The following is a 17,350-nucleotide window of genomic DNA, read 5'->3' on the forward strand; positions in this document are numbered from 1 at the left end:
GCCTGCGCAGTCGATCCGCCAAAGACGGCGCACCGGCCGGCACCGGGGCCGTGGTCACCGGATGCCCTGGGGGAAGTCGAAGGCGCGGTCGGGGTCGTAGGCGGCCTTGACGGCTTCGAGGCGGGGGAGGTGTTCGCCGTAGTAGGCGGTGGGCCAGGTGGTGAGGGTGGGGTCGCGGTAGTTCTGGTAGGCGTGGCCGTTGGCGTACGGGGCGAGGGTGGTGCGGGCTTCGGTGACCCAGCGGAGGCGGGGGGCGGGGTCGGCGTCGGGGGGCCATTCGGTGATCAGTTGGGCGAGGAGCCGCGAGGAGCGGTGGCGGAAGGCGGTGGCGTCGGCGGGGACGCGGTTCACGGCTCCGCCGAGGGCGGTGAAGGTGACGGAGGCTTCGACTGAGTCGGGGCGTTCGGCGAAGCGGCGCAGGTCGGTGAGCGCGGCGTCGGGGAGGAACTCGTCGAAGAAGTGGGAGGCGGCGGCGAAGGCCTGGCTGCCCTGGCGGAGGCAGTCCTGCTCGGAGCGGCAGCCCGCGTAGGCCAGGACGGTGTCGAGGTAGGGGCGGGTGACGACCTGTTCGGAGGTGGTGCGGCCGGTGCGGGCGAGCAGCGGGGCGATGAGGCGGCGGAGGTCGTCGGCCGGGCCGAGGAGGATGCCGCCGGCGTCGACCGACGGGCCGTCAGGGCGGTTCCACACGTGGAAGTTCGACCAGAGCCGGTCCGGTGCGGCGAAGGCCCAGCGCTGCCACTCGTCGAGGGCGCGGCCGGCGTCCGGCCAGTCCCAGGAGTACTGGAAGAAGGTGCAGTCCGGGGCCGGGTGGGTGCGCAGCCGGAGGGAGGTGACCACGCCGAAGTTGCCGTTCCCGCCGCCGCGCAGGGCCCAGAAGAGTTCGGGCTCGCGCTCCGGGGAGCAGCGGAGGGTGCGGCCGTCGGCCAGCACCACCTCGGCCTCCAGCAGGCTGTCGCAGGTCAGCCCGTACGCGCGGCTGGTGACGCCGTGTCCGCCGCCGAGGGCCAGACCGGCCAGGCTGACGGTGGGGCAGCTCCCGGCGGGGACGGTGACGCCGTGCCGGGCGAGCGCGGTGTAGACGGTGATCAGCGGCGTGCCGGGGCCGATCTCGGCCTCCGGCCCGGTCCGACCCTCCGTCACCCGGACGGAGTCCAGGCCGGCGAGGTCGAGCACCAGGGGTGCGTCGCTGGACCAGCCGCCGTAGCAGTGGCCGCCGCTGCGCACCGCGAAGCGCAGGCCGTGGCGGCGGGAGAAGCGCAGGCACTCGGCGACGTCGGCGGTGTCCGCGCAGCGGGCGACGGCCTCGGGTCGGGCCCGGTCGGCGAAGCGGAGGTTGCGGGGGAGGCGGGCGGAGTCGTAGCGCGGGTCACCGGGGCGGAGCAGATCGCCGTGGAGCGCGGTGGCGAGGCCGTCCCAGTCGGGGCCGGTCGAGACCGCTCGGGCGGGCGTGCTGCTCGGGGCGAGGGCGGCCCCGAGCCCGAGGGTGAGGACGGTGCGACGGCTGGGGGCGGTCATGGGGACACGGTAGGCGCGGGTCCGGTTCGTGGACAGAGGGCGCGCGGGCCGTCGGCGGCGGGACGGAAGTGCGGCACCCGGTGTGACCAAGAGTGCCGTTCATGGTCGGCAGTGCCCCGGTGGATGGGTGAGGATTATCAGATGAAGCCGATCACTCATCAGGTCCCGTACCACGCGCAGTGGGAGTCGCCCGAGCTGGTGCCCGGGATCCTGGCCGGGACGGCGCTCGCGGTGGACGACCCGCTGTGGGCGCGGTCGGGGGCGGCCGACGAGGAGGAGTACGAGTACTGGTCGTGGCGCCTGTGCGGCGTCGCCTGCCTGCGGATGGCGCTGGACTACTGGTGGGGCGTCAGCCCGCCCGCCGTCCGGCTGGCCGAGGAGTGCCTGGCCGCCGGGGCGTACGTGCGGCACCCGGACGGGCGGCTGGACGGGCTGATCCACGCGCCGTTCGCCGCGTACGTGCGCACCCGCTGGGGCCTGTACGCCGAGGCCCGCTCCCCGCTCTCCGAGGCGGAGATCCGCGAGGAGCTGGCGGCGGGCCGGCTGGTGATGCTCTCGGTGCACCCCTCCATCCGCACCCTGGACCCGGACCCGCCGCGCCAGGGCGGCCACTTGGTCCTCGCGGTCGGAGCCTCGGACCAGGAGCTGCTGATCCACAACCCCTCGGGCTACCCGGACGGTTCGCAGAGCTTCGCCCGGGTGCCCTGGGACGCGCTGCCGCGCTTCTACGCGGGGCGCGGCATCGTGCTCGGCCCGCCGGAGGCGGGGTAGCGGAGCCGCCCCGGCGTGGCCTACGGCCGGGCCAGGACCCCGGCGACGTAGTCCTCCAGACGGGTGGTCAGCACGGCCGGGGTGAGGTCGGTGCGGCCCAGTTCGCGCCAGGGGACGGCGACCTTCTCGGCGTCGGGGGCGAAGGCCAGCGCGTCGAGCAGGCGCCAGTGGCGGCGGGCTCCGGCGGACGGGGCGAGCTCGCCGCCGGCCGCCCGGTAGCGGTCGGGGAAGCGGAGGCCGGCCGGGGCGCCGTGGAGCAGGGCCAGGGCGGTGGAGCAGTGGGCGACGTCGAGGTCGGCCGGGCCCCAGGAGGTCTCCACCCAGTCCACCACCCCGCTGATCCGCAGCCCGGGGCCCTCGCCGGAGAAGAGCACGTTGCCGGGGTGGAAGTCGCGGTGCAGGAAGCGCCCGGTGTACGGCGGCGGGGCCTGGCGGAGCACGTGCACCGCCCGCCGCCAGAGCTCGGGGCGGGTGGTGTGCTCCGGCACCCGGACGCGGTCGGGGGCGGTCCAGGCCTGGTAGCCACGGGGGCGTCGGCGGCCGTCCGCCGCGGTGCGGTGGATCGCGGCGAGCTGACTGGCGAGCAGCTCGGCCCGATGGTCGGCGTCCGGGCCGTCGTCCAGCCGGACGGTACCGGGGAGCAGGGTCATCAGGAGGGAGGGGTGGTCGCAGTGCGCGCCGGTGGAGTCCACCGCCACCAGCCCGGCCGTCGGAACGGTGGTCGGGCCGAGCAGGTCGAGGACGTCCGCCTCGCGGGTGAGCAGCCCGTCCGCGTGCTCCAGGAAGAAGGGGAGCACGAAGGAGCGCAGCACCAGGTCCCGCCCGGTGCCGGGACCCTCGACGCGCAGCCGCCGCATCTCGGAGGTCCAGCCGCCGCGCAGCCGCTCGGCCGCCACGATCCGTTCCCCGGGGGCCAGTTGGCCCTCCACCCAGGCCCGGGTCCTCGCCCAGCTCCGGCCGTCCTCGTTCAGCGCCAGTTCCATGGCCGAGACCCTAGGCACGGCTCGGCGGTCGGTGCGCTGGAATTACCGTGGAGGCTCACGGAAGGGGCGGCAGGTGCTCGACTACGACGACGAGGCGCGCGGGTACGACGAGACCCGGGGCGGGGAGCCGAGGGCGGCGGCCGCGGCGGCGGCGCTGGAGCGGCTGCTGCCGCCCGGCCCCGGTACGGTGCTGGACCTGGCCTGCGGCACCGGCATCGTGACGGAGCGTCTGCTGCGGCCCGGGCGGCGGGTGGTGGGGGCGGACCTCTCGGCCGGGATGCTCGGGGTGGCGGCGGGGCGGGTGCCGGGCGGGGTGGTGTGCGCGGACGCGACGCGGCTGCCGCTGGCGGGCGGCAGCGTGGACGCCGTGGTGATGGTCTGGCTGCTGCACCTGCTGCCGGAGCCGGTGGCGGAGGCCGTGTTCGCGGAGGCGGTCCGGGTGGTGCGGCCGGGCGGGGTGGTGGTCACCACCGTGGACAAGAACGGCGGGTACTTCGTCGAGGACGGTGACGTCGCCCGGGCCACGGCGGAGTTGCGGCGCCGGCACGCGCCGCGGGCCTCGGACGGGTTCGGGCGGGTGCGGGGCTGGGCGGCGGAGCGGGGGTTGGGGGTGGTCGGCGAGACGGTGTTCCCCGGGGTGGGGCAGGGGCGCAGCCCGCGGCGCTGGCTGGCGGAGATGGCGTCCGGGCACCTCCCGTGGGCGGCGGACGCCCCGGCGGGAGAGGCGGCGGAGGCGCGGAGGCGGTTGGCGGACCTGCCGGGGCAGGACGTGCCGAGGTCGGATCCGCTGTACCGGGTGGTGGCCCTGGGGGCCGCGGGGGCGTGAGGGCCGTGGGTGCTCGCCCCGGGCCGGCTGGGGGTGGCCCGGGGCGAGCGGTTGGGGGGCGGTGTTCGGGACCTGGGGCGACGGGGGGTCAGATCGGGCGGAGGTTGCGGCGGAGCTCGGCGTAGTGGCGGGTTTCGGCGGAGGCGACGGCGGCCAGCAGGAACGCCACCCCGGCCAGGCCGGCGACCGGGGGGAGGGCGGCGGCGGCCGGGGCCCAGCCGAGGAGGGGGACGAGGGCGCCGAGGCGGACGGGGCTCCAGGAGCGGTGCAGGATGCGCCCGAACAGGACCAGGCCGGTGAGGTAGAGCGCGGGCCCGCCGCACAGCGCGGCGGCGTAGAAGCCGCCGAGCGCCTCGCCGTCGGCGGCGTGGGCGACCACGCCCTCCACGCCGAGGGCGGTGAGCACCACGCCGGCCACGATCGGGAAGTGCGCGTAGCCGTACGCCCGGATGGCCAGGCCGAGCCGCTCGGAGTCCTCCGCGCCGCGCAGCCGGTGCTCGCCGTGCAGCGCGGCCACGTCGAAGTAGAGCCACCACAGGCCGAGGGCGACCGCGACGCCGAGCACGGCGGCGACCAGCAGCGGGCCGGTGACGGACTGCTCGGCGGCGCCCGCGCCCATCGCCAGCAGGGACTCGCCGATCGCGATGATCATGAAGAGCTCGTGCCGCTCGGCGAACCAACCCGCGTCGTGGATGCGCCAGTTGCCGCGCCGGGAGGTCACGTACACGCCGCCCCAGTCGACCAGGATGGCCACCGCCACGAAGACGGTCTGCACCTCGCCGCCGATCAGCGCCCCGGTCACCAGCAGCCCGGCGCCGGCCAGCACCGGGCCCCACGAGATCGCCACCTGACGGAGCAGGTCCTGGTCGCCGCGGGCCAGCACGCTGTAGAGCACCAGGTGGACGCAGCGCACCGAGAGGTAGGCCGCCGCCAGCACCACCGGCCCTGACAGTCCGTCGGGCGCGTCGTGCCAGGCCTCCGGCACGGCCAGCGCCACCACGAACATCCCGGCCATCGCCAGCGACATGCCCGCCCGCACCACGCCCGGGTCCGCCCGGGCCTGGTTGCCCAGCCAGGCGTACGCCGACCAGGAGAACCAGACCAGCGCGAGCAGCAGCAGGCCGCGCAGCACGCTGACGGCGTCGTGCTCGTGCGCCATCGCGCTGGTGACCTTGGTCAGCACGAAGACGTAGACCAGGTCGAAGAACAGCTCGAAGGTCGTCACCCGGTTCCCGGCCAGGACGGAGCCGACCCGGGCCGTCGGGCTGCTGTTCCCGGTCCGTTCCACCACGGTCCGCACTCCTCGTCCTCCTCCGGTACCGGGAGCGCCGGGGGAGGGCGCTCGTGACGGGCAGCCTGGCACGGGGAGGGCCGCCGGGCGGCCGGGCCGGGCTGCGGTGATGGGTGTGAACAGGATTGCCGGGTGGGGGAGTTGGCGGCGCGCAGGGAGGCGGAGCGGGACGTACTCCGTTCGGTCGACGCGGGTACTTCGCCGGGTGGGCCGCGGGGCGGCGCGCCGGCCGAGCGGGTGCGGCGGGGCGGCGGGCGGCCGATGATGGGGCTGACGGGGCGGCAGGAGGAGGGACAGCGGTGCTGCTGGAGCGGTTGGCGTCGACCTCGCGGGCGGTGGCGGCCGAACCGGCCCGGAACGGCAAGGTGGCGCTGATCGCCGACTGCCTGCGGGAGTTGGGGCCCGCCGAGATCCCGGCGGCGGTGGCGCTGCTCGCCGGCGAGGCGCGGCGGGCCGGGGTCGGATGGGCCGCGGTGCGGGAGCTGCCGGAGCCGGCCGCGGCGGCGAGCCTCGGAGTGGCGGAGGCGGAGGGGCTGCTGGTGCGGCTCGGGGAGGTGCACGGAGCGGGCTCGCGCGCCGAGCGGTCGCGGCTCCTGGCGGAGCTGTTCGGGCGGGCCACGGAGGTGGAGCAGGAGTTCCTGCGGGCCGTCCTGGTTGGGGAGTTGAGACAGGGTGCGCTGGACGCGCTGATGGGCGACGCGGTGGCGAAGGCGGCCGGGGTCCCGGCGGTGGCGGTACGGCGGGCGCTGATGCTGCGCGGTTCGGCACGGGTGGTGGCGGAGGCGGCGCTGACGGGCGGCGTGGCGGCGCTGCGGGAGTTCGGGCTGGAGGTGGGGCGGCCGGTGCGGCCGATGCTGGCGGCCTCCGCGCCGGACGTGGCGGCGGCGCTGGAGAAGGCCGGGGAGGGCCGCGCCGTCGGCGTGGAGTGGAAGCTGGACGGGATCCGGGTGCAGGTGCACCGGGACGGCGGACGGGTCTCGGTCTTCACCCGCAGCCTGGACGAGATCACCGCCCGGGTGCCGGAGGTGGTCGAGGCGGCGCTCTCGCTGGACGTGCGGAGCGCCGTCCTGGACGGCGAGGCCATCGCGCTCGGGCCCGGCGGCCGCCCCCGCCCGTTCCAGGAGACCGCCGCCCGGACCGCCTCGCGGCAGGACCCGGCCGCGCTGCGCGCCGAGACGCCGCTGAGCGTCCTCTTCTTCGACCTGCTGCACCGCGACGGCGCCGACCTGCTCGACCGCCCGGCCGCCGAGCGCTGGGCCGCGCTGGCGGAGCTCGTCCCCGAGGAGCTGCGGGTGCCCCGACTGGTCACGGCGACGGCGGAGGCGGCGGAGGGGTTCTTCGCGGCAGCGCTGGCGCACGGTCACGAGGGCGTGGTGGTGAAGGAGCTGACGGCGCCGTACGCGGCGGGTCGGCGCGGGGCGGGCTGGATCAAGGTCAAGCCGCGGCACACCCTGGACCTGGTGGTCACCGCCGCCGAGTGGGGCAGCGGACGGCGGCAGGGGTGGCTGAGCAACCTGCACCTGGCCGCCCGCAACCCCGAGGGAACCGGGGAACCGGGGCTGGAGCCCTGGGTGATGCTCGGCAAGACCTTCAAGGGCCTGACCGACCAGCTGCTCACCTGGCAGACGGAGCAGCTGCTGGCCCGGGAGACCCACCGGGACGCGTACACGGTGTACGTCCGGCCCGAGTTGGTGGTGGAGATCGCCTTCGACGGGCTCCAGCGCAGCCCGCGCTACCCGGCGGGGCTGGCGCTGCGCTTCGCCCGGGTCCTCCGCTACCGGGAGGACAAGCGGCCGGAGGAGGCGGACACCGTCGCTGCGGTGCGGGCCCTGGCGGTGGCTCCCTGAGGCCGCCCGGACCTACCTGTCCGCCGCTCCCCGAGGCCTCGGTCGTTGCCGCCCGGCGCTGCCGTCCGGTGTTCCGTAGGGGGCCGGTTCAGGGGTGGATGGGGGACGGGCCCCGATGACGGGTGGTCAGCGGCCGGACAGGATCGGGGCATGACCTCTTCGCAGCGCGGCCTCGGCCGACGGTTCCTGGTCCTCCTCGCCGGCACGGCCGTGGGCTTCGCCACCCTGTTCGGCGGTGGCTTCCTGCCCTGCCCGGGCTGACGAGGAGGACCGGCGGGTCAGCTGCTGACGGGCAGTCCGATCGGGTTGAGGGTGGGGAGTTCGGCCCGACACGCGGTCGCGATCGGCGTGAGGGCGTCGGCCAGCTGGTCCAGCTCGGCGCGGTGGAACGCGGCGGACCAGACCCGCGAGGCGGCCAGGTCGGTGGCGGCCTCCAGGGCCTGGTGGCGGTGGCGGCCGTCGGGGGAGACGGTGCCGTCCGGGTTGAGCCAGCCGCGGTCGACCAAGCGGGCGGCCGCCGCGTCCCACTCCTCGTCCGTCCAGCCCCGGAACGGCTGGAGCTGCTCGCGCCTGGTGTCCAGCGCACAGCGCAGCACCAGGGCCTCGCAGCCGTCCAGCCCCTCGCAGACCAGGGCGGCCATGTGCCCGTCGCCCCGGTGCTCGCGCAGCACGGTGGTGGCGTGCCAGAGCCGGGCCAGCCGCCCCTCGGGGGTCGGCAGGGCGGCGTTGGCGGCGGCCAGCACCCGGCCGGAACAGTCCAGCCCGGCCACCCCGCGCTCCAGCAGCTCCACCGAACGGTCGATCAGATCCGGCTTCACCTCGGCCAGGACGCGCTCCAGCGCGGCGACCGCCCCGTCCAGCCGGGCCGCCAGTGCGGCCTCGGGGGTGGCCCGGGACCAGACGTCCGGCAGGGCCCGCTCCACCATCTGCGGGGCGAAGTTGAAGAAGGCCGCCACCACCGGCGGCGCGTCCACCGCCCCCAGCGGCGCGGCCCGCCCGGCGAAGTACCCGCGCCAACTGCCGCGCAGCCCGGCGGCCTCGGTAGCAGCTCGGCCTTCGGGGGTGAAGTAGGTGAGGGCGTGCACGGGCTCGAAGAGCCACCACAGTGCACGGGCAGGGTGGACCGGCTGGGCCATCGGAGACCTTTCGGGTCGGACGGCGGGCCGGTGCGGCCGGGCTGCGCCCGGCCGGGTGCCACGGCCCGGGCACCGCTCCCGGGGGCTGCTTCCCCTGGGCGGAGTCTCGGGTGGTGCCACGACCCGGGGCGCTGCTGTGACGCGGGTCACCCGGCCCCCCGGGCTCTCACCGCCCGCCTCGGGCAGGGGAGATGATGGAGCCGGGCGGCTGCTCCGGCCGCCCCGCACCGAGTCTGAAGGTTCCCTCATATGGCCCAGATCAACCCCAGCATCCTGTCCTCGGACTTCGCCCGCCTGGCCGAGGAGGCGGAGGCCGTCCGCGGTGCGGACTGGCTGCACGTGGACGTGATGGACAATCACTTCGTCCCCAACCTCACGCTGGGCGTCCCGATCGTGGAGTCGCTGGCCCGGGCCACCGACATCCCGCTCGACTGCCACCTGATGATCGAGCAGCCCGACCGCTGGGCCCCGCAGTACGTGGAGGCGGGCGCCGGTTCGGTGACCTTCCACGCCGAGGCGGCCGCCGCCCCGGTGCGGCTGGCCCGGGAGATCCGGGCCAAGGGCGCCCGCGCCTCGATGGCCCTGCGGCCGGCCACCCCGATCGAGCAGTACGAGGACCTGCTGCCCGAGTTGGACATGGTCCTGATCATGACGGTGGAGCCCGGCTTCGGCGGGCAGGCCTTCCTCGACATCATGCTGCCGAAGATCCGCCGCACCCGGGAGCTGATCGCCAAGCACGGCCTGGACCTCTGGCTGCAGGTGGACGGCGGCGTCTCGGCCTCCACCATCGAGCGCTGCGCCGAGGCCGGCGCGGACGTCTTCGTGGCCGGTTCGGCGGTGTACGGGGCCGGTGACCCGGCCGAGGCGGTCCGCTCGCTGCGGGCGCAGGCGGAGGCGGCCACGGCGGGGGCGGCCTGGGCCTGCGGGCACTGAACCCCCCCGGGGGCTGGCGCGACCTGACAGGGCGGGGAGCGATCCCCGCCCTTCGGTTTGCTGCGGGCCCGAACTGACGGATGATCGGATGCGTCCCGCCGCCGACCCGGATGGAGTGCGCCCGCGATGAGCAACCTCGACCTCAAGCCCACCCCGACCCCCTGCGGCGGCGAGGCCGACTCCGGCCCGGTGAAGCAGCTGCTGACGGGGCGGCTGGTCCAGCTCGGCGAGTCGACCGAGGTCCGCCGCCTGCTGCCCAACCTCGGACGGCGGATGGTCGGCGCCTGGTGCTTCGTCGACCACTACGGCCCCGACGACATCACCGACGAGCCCGGCATGCAGGTCCCGCCCCACCCGCACGCCGGCCTGCAGACCGTCAGCTGGCTGCACGAGGGCTCCGTGCTGCACCGCGACAGCCTCGGCAGCCTGCAGCAGGTCCGGGCCCGCGAGCTGGGCCTGATGACCTCCGGCCGGGGCATCACCCACTCCGAGGAGTCCCCCCGGCAGCACGCCCGCTACCTGCACGGCGCCCAGCTCTGGGTCGCCCTCCCGGACGGCCACCGGCACACGGCCCCCACCTTCGAGCACCACCCCGAACTCCCCACCGTCACCGCGTCCGGCCTGGACGCCACCGTCATCCTCGGCACCCTGGACGGCGCCGCCTCCCCGGGCACCACCTACTCCCCGCTGGTCGGCGCCGACCTGACGCTCCGTGAGGGGGCCGCGCAGCGGGTCCCGCTGGAGGAGCAGTTCGAGTACGCCGTCCTCTCGATGACCGGCTCCGTCGACGTGGACGGCGTCCGGGTCGAGCCCGGCTCGATCCTCTACCTCGGCACCGGCCGCCGCGAACTCCCGCTGCTGGCCCGCACCGACGCCTCCGTCCTGCTGCTGGGCGGCGTCCCCTTCGAGGAGCGCCTGGTGATGTGGTGGAACTTCATCGCCCGGTCGGGGGAGGAGATCGCGCAGGCGCGCGCGGAGTGGATGGAGGGCTCGCTGTTCGGGGCGGTGCACGGCTACGACGGTGCCCGGCTGGCGGCTCCGGAGCTGCCGCCGGTGCCGCTGAAGCCGCGCGGGCGGGTGCGCTGACCTGAGCGTGGTCCACGACGGAGCGCCGCGATCGCTGTCGGCGGCCACCCGTCGGCGGGCAACGTGGTGCGGGTGTCCGGGGCGGCGGTCCCGAAAGCGCCCCGGGGTGGTCGCAGCGCGGCGGTCAAGTCCAGGCCACCAGGTGGGCGTAGATGATGAGGTTGCTCAGGTACTGGTGGTTGCGCTGGTCGAAGGGCGGGGCGCAGGTGATCAGGCGCAGGCCGGCTTCTGCTCCTGTTTGCATGACGCGGGTGGTCGGGAAACGGGTCTTGCTCACGTACTGGCGGGACTGCACCTCGAACGCTGCCGTCGTCCCGTCGGCACGGCCCACCAGGATCCGCTGCCCGGGCTTCAGTTCACTGAGGCGGAAGAAGACGCCTCGTGCGTGGGCGTCGTCCACATGGCCCACGATCACTCCCGAACCGGCTGATCCCGGCATCACACTGCCGTTGAACCAGGCCGCCGTCTGGGCGCGCTGGAGCGGAGGGGCGCCGATCCGGCCTGCTGGATCGGTGCCCACCACTTCGAGGGGGGTGTCGACCTTGATGTCCGGTACCTGCAGTCGCACCGGGGTCGACGGGGGCCGTGGTGTCTGCAAGGCGCCCGGATCGGACTCGTCCACGCACTCCGGGCAAGGGGAGGTGTCGTCCGCGGCGTGACCCACCGTGGCCTGCGGCGTCCCACTTCCGCCGCCACCGACCAGCGCCGTGAGAAGCACACCGGCGCACACCACTGCCGCGGCCCTCCCCGGCCACCTGCCCCAGGCGCGCGGCGCCGTGTCGCGAGGGCCCCGAGGCCCGGGCCGCACCGTCCGCCGCCGTCGAATCACCGCTCTGCGTGTCACTCGGCCATTCAAGAGGCACTGATCAACAACAGCGACCGCAACACACAGGGACCTTCCCCGCATCCGGGTGATGACTGCACCTTCGGCACCACCAGGCATCGACGAAGCCTCGCCGACTTCGAACCGTCGTGCGCGACCTCATCCGCTGGCTGGCCGTCCGGACCTTCCCCGGACGGCCAACCAGACACGCCTTCGGCGCCTTCTAGAGCACGGTCTAGCGGACAGCGCGGCGACGCCGCTTGACCAGTGCCATCGCGCCCGCGAGGAGGGTCACACCAGTGATGGCGGCCGCGGCCGTGCCGATGCCCGGCCCGGAGCTGTCGGACGCCCGAAGGTTGGTCTCCTGTGCCGTTCGGCCACGCGTCAGTTCGTCGGCGGCGCCGCCGCCGCCGGTGTCGGGCCCGTGGGCGGACGCGGGGGGAGGAGCCGCAGCCGCGGGCGTGCCCCCGGTGTGCGGGGCCGCGGCTGCGGGTGCGGCCGGTGCCCCTGCTGCCGGTGCTGCCTGCGCTGCCGGTGCTGCGGGTGCTGCCGCCAGGACGGTCAGGGTGTCCTTGACCTGGGGGCCGGAGACGTCCCATTCGACGTTGGCCGATTCACCTGCGGCGAGGCCGGCCGGAACGCTGACGGCAATCTCGGCCCGGTAGGTGACCTGGCCGCCGGTCCGGCTGACCTCGCTCAGCGGGCAGCCGTAGAGGTAGTTGGTCCGGGTGCAGCCGGGAAGGACCAGCCAATCCGGTAGGCCGACCGGCCCGAGGGAGGAGCCGGACTTGAGGAACGCCGTGGGCGCGGCGCTCATGCCGGCCGCCGGGCCGGTGTAGGTGAGCTCCAGTGTGGTCTTGCCGCCTGCGGCGACCTGGTTGGGCTTGAAGTACGTGCTGACCGTGATCTCGGCGACGGTCACTGAGTCGGCGGCCGCTTGAGCGACCGGAAGAACCGTCACAACGGCCGTTACTGCGGCGGCCGTTGAGATGAGCCGGGCTCTGCGACGGGATAGTGGCGTACGTGCCATGACGTGCCTTTCGTCGGAATGCTCGCATGGTCCCTTCAACGCCCGGGAACATGATCACCGGGCGATTTGATAATCAGGTCTGGGGTGGGGGTAGCGCGGAGGTTAGGCCGACGGCGGCGTGTTGACCCGGGGCGGCTGGGCCGAAGGGTCTAAAGTGCCCCAACGGCCCATCCAGCGGGATCGGGCTTTCCCCTGCGCTGAGGACACCGGAGCCCGGGTCTTGACGATTCGGGAGGACGGGGTCCCCGCGGGGACGAGGAGCTGCCCCCCGGAGTTCTGGGCGGACACGGTCGTGTTGTCACGCTGGTGCCCGGGCGCCACGGTCTCAGCGGTCGCCGCGGACCCGGGCGTCCGCCTGAAGACGCCGCAGAGCTGGATCCGCAAGGCCGACCGACTCGGTGCGAAGCGCGAACGTGCCCGTCCGGCGACTGCGGAAGGCGGGGAGGAGGTGGCGCGACCCCGGGACTTCCGGCGGGCCCAGGCCCCGCTCCGGCGAGCGGAGTAGCCTGGGTGTCCCTTTCGCCCGGCCCTGATCCGTAAGGTCGCCATGGCAAGCTCGTCGGTAGGCAAGCCCGGCTCGGGGCGCCGCGCGGGATTCGCGTTCGTGGGCCGCGGGGACGAGCTGCGGCTGCTGGTGGAGGCTCTGCGGCACGGGCCGGCGGTGGTGTTCGTCGAGGGTGAGGCCGGGGTGGGGAAGTCCCGGTTGCTGCAGGAGGCCGTCCCGCTGCTGGAGGGGGAGGGGCTGGCGGTCCTGCGGGGGTGGTGCCATCCGCTGCGCGAGCCGCTGCCCTACGGACCGGTCGTCGACGCGTTGCGGGACGCGCACGCGCTGTTCGGCCCCGCGACCCGTTTCACTGCGGCGACGGCCGTGCTGGCTCCCCATTTGCCGGAACTCGCCGACCGCCTGCCGGAGTTGGGTCCGGAGATCGGCACCGAGCCGCGCAAGCAGCAGCTCATGCGGGGGGTGCACGACCTGCTCGGTGCGCTGGGCCCGGCCGTGCTGATGGTGGAGGACCTGCACTGGGTGGACGAGGCGACCCGGGACCTGCTCCTGCTGCTCGCCAGGAATCCGCCCCAGCAGCTGCGGATGGTCCTGACCTACCGGCGGTTCGACCTGCCGGGCGCCCGGAACGTGCTCGGCGTGCCGTACCGGCGGCCAGTGGGAATCGGCGGCACCGAGATCGCGCTGAGCTCGCTCGCCGAGGCGGACGTGCGCGAGCTGGCCGCCTCGGCGATCGGCGGGCCGGCCGCGGCGCGGCTCGGCCGGGTGCTGTTCGAGCGCAGCGGCGGGCTCCCACTGGTCGCCGAGGAGGACCTGCTGGTTCTGGTGGACCGTCAGGTCGAGGGGGTGAGCCCGGCCTCGCTGCTGGCGGACGCGGCGGTGCCGCGGGCCTTGCAGGAGGCGGTGAACAGCCGGGTGGCGGTGCTCGACCCGGGAGCCGTCGCGGTGGTGCAGGCCGCCGCGGTGCTCGCCGTGCCGGCCGGCGAGGAGCAGTTGGCGGCGTTGGCCGGGCTCGCGGACGAGCAGGCGGAGCAGGCGCTGACGGCCGCGCTGGAGGCCGACGTCCTGGTCGAACGCGCCCCCGGCCGGTACGGGTTCCGCCACGTCCTGGCCCGCCAGGCCGTGTACGAGCGGATCCTCGGCCCGCGCCGCCGGCGGCTGCACCTGCGCGCCATCGAGTCGCTGAGCGGGCAGGGCAGGCCGGCGCTGGTGCAGATCGCCCACCACGCCCGGCAGTTGGGCGACGTCGCGGCCTGGCTGCCCAGGGCGCTGGCGGCGGCCGACCACGCGGTGGCCGTCGGCGACGAGGGCGTTGCCGCCGAACTCCTGCAGCAACTCCTCGCCGAACCCGCCCTCTCCCCGGTGGACCGGGCCCGTACTGCTCTCACGCTGAGCAACGTCGCCTTCTGGAGCGCGGACTCGGTGGCCAGTACGGCGATCCTGAGCCGGATCATCGCCGACCCGGCGCTGCCCACCCCCGTCCGCGGCGAGATCCGGCTCAACCTCGCCCGCACCCTGATGAACACCAGCACCGACCGGGCCCGCCAGATGGCGGAACTGGAGCGCGCGATCACCGAGTTGGAGAGCCGACCGGGTCTGGCCGCCAGTGCCATGGCGGCGCTCGGCATGGGCCACCGTTCGGCCACCACGCTCGCGCAGGACCGGGAGATGATGGACCGGGCGGGGGAGATCGTGGCCCGTAGCGACGACTTGGTGGCCCGGGCGACCGTGCTCGCTCTGACGATCACCTTGCTGGCGGTCTCCGGTGACCCGCAGGCCTGGGAGCTCGCGAGGGCACTGCCCCGGCAGAGCACGGACCGCGACGTCCTGCGTCAGGTCACCCGGGCGCTGCACAACCTGGCCGACGCGGCCTTCGTGTTCGGCCACGACGACCGGGCGGGCAGCCCGCTGAACGAGGCTCAGGAACTGGCCCGGCGCACCGGCTACAAGCTGTTCGGGTACGGCTGCGACCTGATCCGGGTGAGGCTGGACTTCGCGGCGGGACGCTGGGACGGCCTGGACGAGCGGATCGCGGAGATGATCCCGCGGACCTCCCACGGCAGCGGCTTCCAGACCGAGACGGTGATGGTCCGGGCGATGCTGAACGTGGCGCGCGGGCAGTGGCCGTGGGCCCGCGAGGACCTCGCGACCTTCGAGGACGCCGACGAGGACCACACCTACTGGCAGCTCGGGCAGCAGGGCGTCGCCCTGCTGGGGCGCATCGACCTGCTGGAGGGCCGGCCCTCCAGGGCGTGGGAGCGGGTGCAGGGGGCGCTCGCGGTCAGACGTCACAAGGGCGGCTGGTTCTGGGCGACCGAGCTGGTGCCGGTCGCCGTGCAGGCGGCGCTGGCCTGCGGCCTGCACGAGGAGGCTGAACGGCTCACGGCCGAGGCCGCCGCCGGGATCGCGGGCCACGACGCGCCCGGGGCCGAGGCCGAGGACGCCTGGTGCCGGGGACTGCTGGCCGCCGACAGCGCTCCCGAGGCCGACACCGCTCCCGAAGCCGACACCGTTCCCGAAGCTGCCGACGCGCTGCTGGAGCAGGCCAGGATCCGGTACGAGGCCATCGGTCGGGTGTACAGCGGCGCCCTCGTCGCCGAGCAGCAGGGACGTCTGCGGCTCGCCCACGACCCTGACCGGGGTGCGCCGGTGCTCCAGCAGGCCCTGGAGGTCTTCACCCGGCTCGGCGCCACCGCCGACGTGGCGCGCTGCCGACAGGCCCTGCGCGACGCGGGACGGCGTTCGCCCGATCCGCGCGGTCGCCAGAGCTACGGCTCGGAGCTGTCCCCCCGGGAGGAGCAGGTCGCCGCGCTGCTCGCCACCGGTGCCAGCAACCAGGCCATCGCGCGCGTGCTGGGGCTGTCCCCCCGGACCGCCGAGCACCACGTCGCCCACACGCTCAAGAAGCTCGGTGTCCGGCGGGGCGAGGTCGGCGAGGTACGGGAGGAGCACCGCGACGGGGCCTGATCCGGTACGGGGGTCGGTTCGTCAGCCCTTGACCTGGACCTGGGTCCAGACCGGGTTGCCGAAGGAGTCGAACTTCACGTTCTGGACGTGGGTGGAGAACCCCGAGGTGGTGCGGGTGTACCAGAGCGGGATGGCGGGCACGTCCCGCGCGAGGAGCCGCTCGGCCTTCTGGTAGTCCGAGGCCGAGCTCTGGACCGAGGCGGCCTGGTCGGCCTGGGTGGCCAACCGGTCGAACTCCGGGTTGCTGTAGCCGGTGTCGTTGGACCCGGCGCCGGTCTTGTAGACGTCGGCGAGGAAGTTGGCGTTCAGCGGGTAGTCCTGCACCCAGCCGGTGCGGAAGGCGCCGCTGACGGTGTGTCCGGTGATCGCGGCGCGGGCGGTCTTGAAGTCCGTCTTCGGGTCGCCCGCGCAGTCCACGCCGGTGGTCTGACGGATCGAATTGCAGACCGCGTCGACCCACTCCTTGTGGCCGCCGTCGGCGTTGTAGGTGATGGTCAGCTTGTTGCCGGGGACGCCGCCGCCTTCGGTGATCAACTGCCGGGCCCTGATGGGGTCGAAGGTGCAGACTTCGCCGCAGGCGGCTGCGTCGTAGCCCTCCACGCCCTCCGCGACCCAGGCGGTGGCGGGCTTGCGGGAGCCCTGCAGCACCGTCTTGGTGATGGTGTCGCGGTCGATCGCCATGGAGAGGCCCTGGCGGACCTCGGCCTTCTCGGCGCCGGACCACTCGGGTCGGTAGAGGGGGAAGCCGATGTTCTGGATGGCGCCCTGCGGGGAGTCGACCGCCCGGTCGCCGAGGTCGTTCTTGTAGCTCGCCAGCGCCGACGGCGGCACCTGGTCCAGCACGTCCAGGTTGTCGGACTGCAGATCCGCGTACGCCGCCTCGGCGGTGCTGTACATCTTGAAGACCACCCCGCCGTTCCGTGCCGGGTCGGCGCCCTTGTAGCCGGCGTACGCCTTGGTGACCACCTGCGCGTTGTGGTCCCAACTGACGAACCGGTAGGGCCCGTTGCCGACCGGCCGCTGACCGAAGGCGGCCGGGTCGCGGTAGAAGGAGTCCGGCAGCGGCGAGAAGGCGATGTAGCCGAGCTTGTACTCGAAGTACGACACCTTGTCGGTCAGCTGGATGGTGAAGTGCGTGTCGTCGACGACCGCCAGGCCGGACATCCGGGAGGCGGTCGGAGCGCCGCTCGCCGGGTGGACGTCCCGGTAGCCCTCGATGTCGGAGAACCAGGAGCTGTTGACCTGGTTGTTGGTCGTCGTCGCGGCCCAGTTCCACGCGTCGACGAAGTTCCTGGCCAGGACGGGCGTGCCGTCGTGGAAGGTCCAGCCGGTCTTCAGCGTGACGGTGAAGCTCCGGGCGTCACTGGTGTCGATCTTCTCGGCCACCTGCATCCGGAGCTTCGCGTCGGACGGGGAGTAGTCGACCAGGCCTTTGAAGAGGGTCTGCAGGATGCGGCTGCCACCCGACTCGTTCGCGTTCCCGGGCTGGAGGGGGTTCTGCGGCTCGCTGCTCCGGTAGCTGAAGGTCTTGCCGGCGTCGCTGGGGCTGTCGCCGCCTCCGTTACCGCAGCCGGTGGCCAGCAGGACCACGGTCGTCGCAGCGGCCAGGACCAGCTTGGCCGTACGGGCTGTCCTCATGG

13 protein-coding genes are annotated in these 17,350 nt (G+C 74.5%); 6 read left to right on the plus strand and 7 right to left on the minus strand.

What is annotated here, in order from left to right:
- Positions 1 to 54 precede the first annotated feature (54 nt).
- A complete protein-coding gene (locus ACWCYY_RS03470) occupies positions 55 to 1,515 on the minus strand; it encodes an FAD-binding oxidoreductase (RefSeq protein WP_449794948.1) in 1,461 nt (486 codons plus the stop codon).
- 141 nt (positions 1,516 to 1,656) lie between these two features.
- On the opposite strand from ACWCYY_RS03470, the gene ACWCYY_RS03475 reads away from it, so the two are divergent.
- Positions 1,657 to 2,286, plus strand: a complete 630-nt coding sequence (locus tag ACWCYY_RS03475) for a C39 family peptidase (protein WP_345283270.1) — start codon at positions 1,657 to 1,659, stop codon at positions 2,284 to 2,286.
- A gap of 20 nt (positions 2,287 to 2,306) precedes the next feature.
- Here ACWCYY_RS03475 and ACWCYY_RS03480 read toward each other — a convergent pair whose 3' ends face one another.
- The gene (locus ACWCYY_RS03480) at positions 2,307 to 3,269 is read right to left on the minus strand and encodes a phosphotransferase family protein (protein ID WP_449794949.1); all 963 of its coding nucleotides are present in this window, start codon (positions 3,267 to 3,269) and stop codon (positions 2,307 to 2,309) included.
- Positions 3,270 to 3,342: 73 nt separating this feature from the next.
- On the opposite strand from ACWCYY_RS03480, the gene ACWCYY_RS03485 reads away from it, so the two are divergent.
- Positions 3,343 to 4,095, plus strand: a complete 753-nt coding sequence (locus ACWCYY_RS03485; RefSeq protein WP_449794950.1) for a class I SAM-dependent methyltransferase — start codon at positions 3,343 to 3,345, stop codon at positions 4,093 to 4,095.
- An 88-nt stretch (positions 4,096 to 4,183) separates the two neighbouring features.
- On the opposite strand, the gene ACWCYY_RS03490 is transcribed toward ACWCYY_RS03485, so the two are convergent.
- Positions 4,184 to 5,386 (minus strand): low temperature requirement protein A, encoded by a 1,203-nt coding sequence (locus ACWCYY_RS03490; RefSeq protein WP_345283274.1) that lies wholly within the window; start codon positions 5,384 to 5,386, stop codon positions 4,184 to 4,186.
- A gap of 299 nt (positions 5,387 to 5,685) precedes the next feature.
- Between ACWCYY_RS03490 and ACWCYY_RS03495 the strand changes: the two genes are divergently transcribed.
- The gene (locus ACWCYY_RS03495) at positions 5,686 to 7,233 is read left to right on the plus strand and encodes an ATP-dependent DNA ligase (protein ID WP_345283275.1); all 1,548 of its coding nucleotides are present in this window, start codon (positions 5,686 to 5,688) and stop codon (positions 7,231 to 7,233) included.
- Positions 7,234 to 7,511: 278 nt separating this feature from the next.
- Here ACWCYY_RS03495 and ACWCYY_RS03500 read toward each other — a convergent pair whose 3' ends face one another.
- Positions 7,512 to 8,369 (minus strand): SCO6745 family protein, encoded by an 858-nt coding sequence (locus ACWCYY_RS03500; protein WP_345283276.1) that lies wholly within the window; start codon positions 8,367 to 8,369, stop codon positions 7,512 to 7,514.
- Between the two features lie 249 nt (positions 8,370 to 8,618).
- Between ACWCYY_RS03500 and rpe the strand changes: the two genes are divergently transcribed.
- Entirely contained in the window at positions 8,619 to 9,302 is a 684-nt protein-coding gene (gene rpe, locus ACWCYY_RS03505) for a ribulose-phosphate 3-epimerase (RefSeq protein ID WP_449794951.1), read from the plus strand.
- Between the two features lie 126 nt (positions 9,303 to 9,428).
- Complete coding sequence (locus tag ACWCYY_RS03510) at positions 9,429 to 10,388, plus strand: pirin family protein (RefSeq protein WP_345283278.1); 960 nt, start codon at positions 9,429 to 9,431, stop codon at positions 10,386 to 10,388.
- 124 nt (positions 10,389 to 10,512) lie between these two features.
- Here the strand turns inward: ACWCYY_RS03510 and ACWCYY_RS03515 are convergent, their stop codons facing one another.
- Together ACWCYY_RS03515 and ACWCYY_RS03520 are read right to left on the minus strand one after the other, a co-directional pair.
- Positions 10,513 to 11,010, minus strand: coding sequence for a class F sortase (locus ACWCYY_RS03515; protein WP_449794952.1), 498 nt, complete (start codon positions 11,008 to 11,010; stop codon positions 10,513 to 10,515).
- A gap of 436 nt (positions 11,011 to 11,446) precedes the next feature.
- Positions 11,447 to 12,133 (minus strand): hypothetical protein, encoded by a 687-nt coding sequence (locus ACWCYY_RS03520; protein WP_345283280.1) that lies wholly within the window; start codon positions 12,131 to 12,133, stop codon positions 11,447 to 11,449.
- Between the two features lie 712 nt (positions 12,134 to 12,845).
- Here ACWCYY_RS03520 and ACWCYY_RS03525 point away from each other — a divergent pair.
- A complete protein-coding gene (locus tag ACWCYY_RS03525; RefSeq protein ID WP_449794953.1) occupies positions 12,846 to 15,710 on the plus strand; it encodes an ATP-binding protein in 2,865 nt (954 codons plus the stop codon).
- A 21-nt stretch (positions 15,711 to 15,731) separates the two neighbouring features.
- On the opposite strand, the gene ACWCYY_RS03530 is transcribed toward ACWCYY_RS03525, so the two are convergent.
- Entirely contained in the window at positions 15,732 to 17,348 is a 1,617-nt protein-coding gene (locus ACWCYY_RS03530) for a peptide ABC transporter substrate-binding protein (protein ID WP_449794954.1), read from the minus strand.
- Between the last annotated feature and the right edge of the window lie 2 nt (positions 17,349 to 17,350).

This window comes from Kitasatospora sp. NPDC001664, from assembly GCF_053596675.1.

Bases quoted from the DNA above. Each gene is read 5' to 3' on its own strand.
- ACWCYY_RS03470 (WP_449794948.1), bottom strand. From the start codon at position 1,515: ATGACCGCCCCCAGCCGTCGCACCGTCCTCACCCTCGGGCTCGGGGCC.
- ACWCYY_RS03475 (WP_345283270.1), top strand. From the start codon at position 1,657: ATGAAGCCGATCACTCATCAGGTCCCGTACCACGCGCAGTGGGAGTCG.
- ACWCYY_RS03480 (WP_449794949.1), bottom strand. From the start codon at position 3,269: ATGGAACTGGCGCTGAACGAGGACGGCCGGAGCTGGGCGAGGACCCGG.
- ACWCYY_RS03500 (WP_345283276.1), bottom strand. From the start codon at position 8,369: ATGGCCCAGCCGGTCCACCCTGCCCGTGCACTGTGGTGGCTCTTCGAG.
- rpe (WP_449794951.1), top strand. From the start codon at position 8,619: ATGGCCCAGATCAACCCCAGCATCCTGTCCTCGGACTTCGCCCGCCTG.
- ACWCYY_RS03510 (WP_345283278.1), top strand. From the start codon at position 9,429: ATGAGCAACCTCGACCTCAAGCCCACCCCGACCCCCTGCGGCGGCGAG.
- ACWCYY_RS03530 (WP_449794954.1), bottom strand. From the start codon at position 17,348: ATGAGGACAGCCCGTACGGCCAAGCTGGTCCTGGCCGCTGCGACGACC.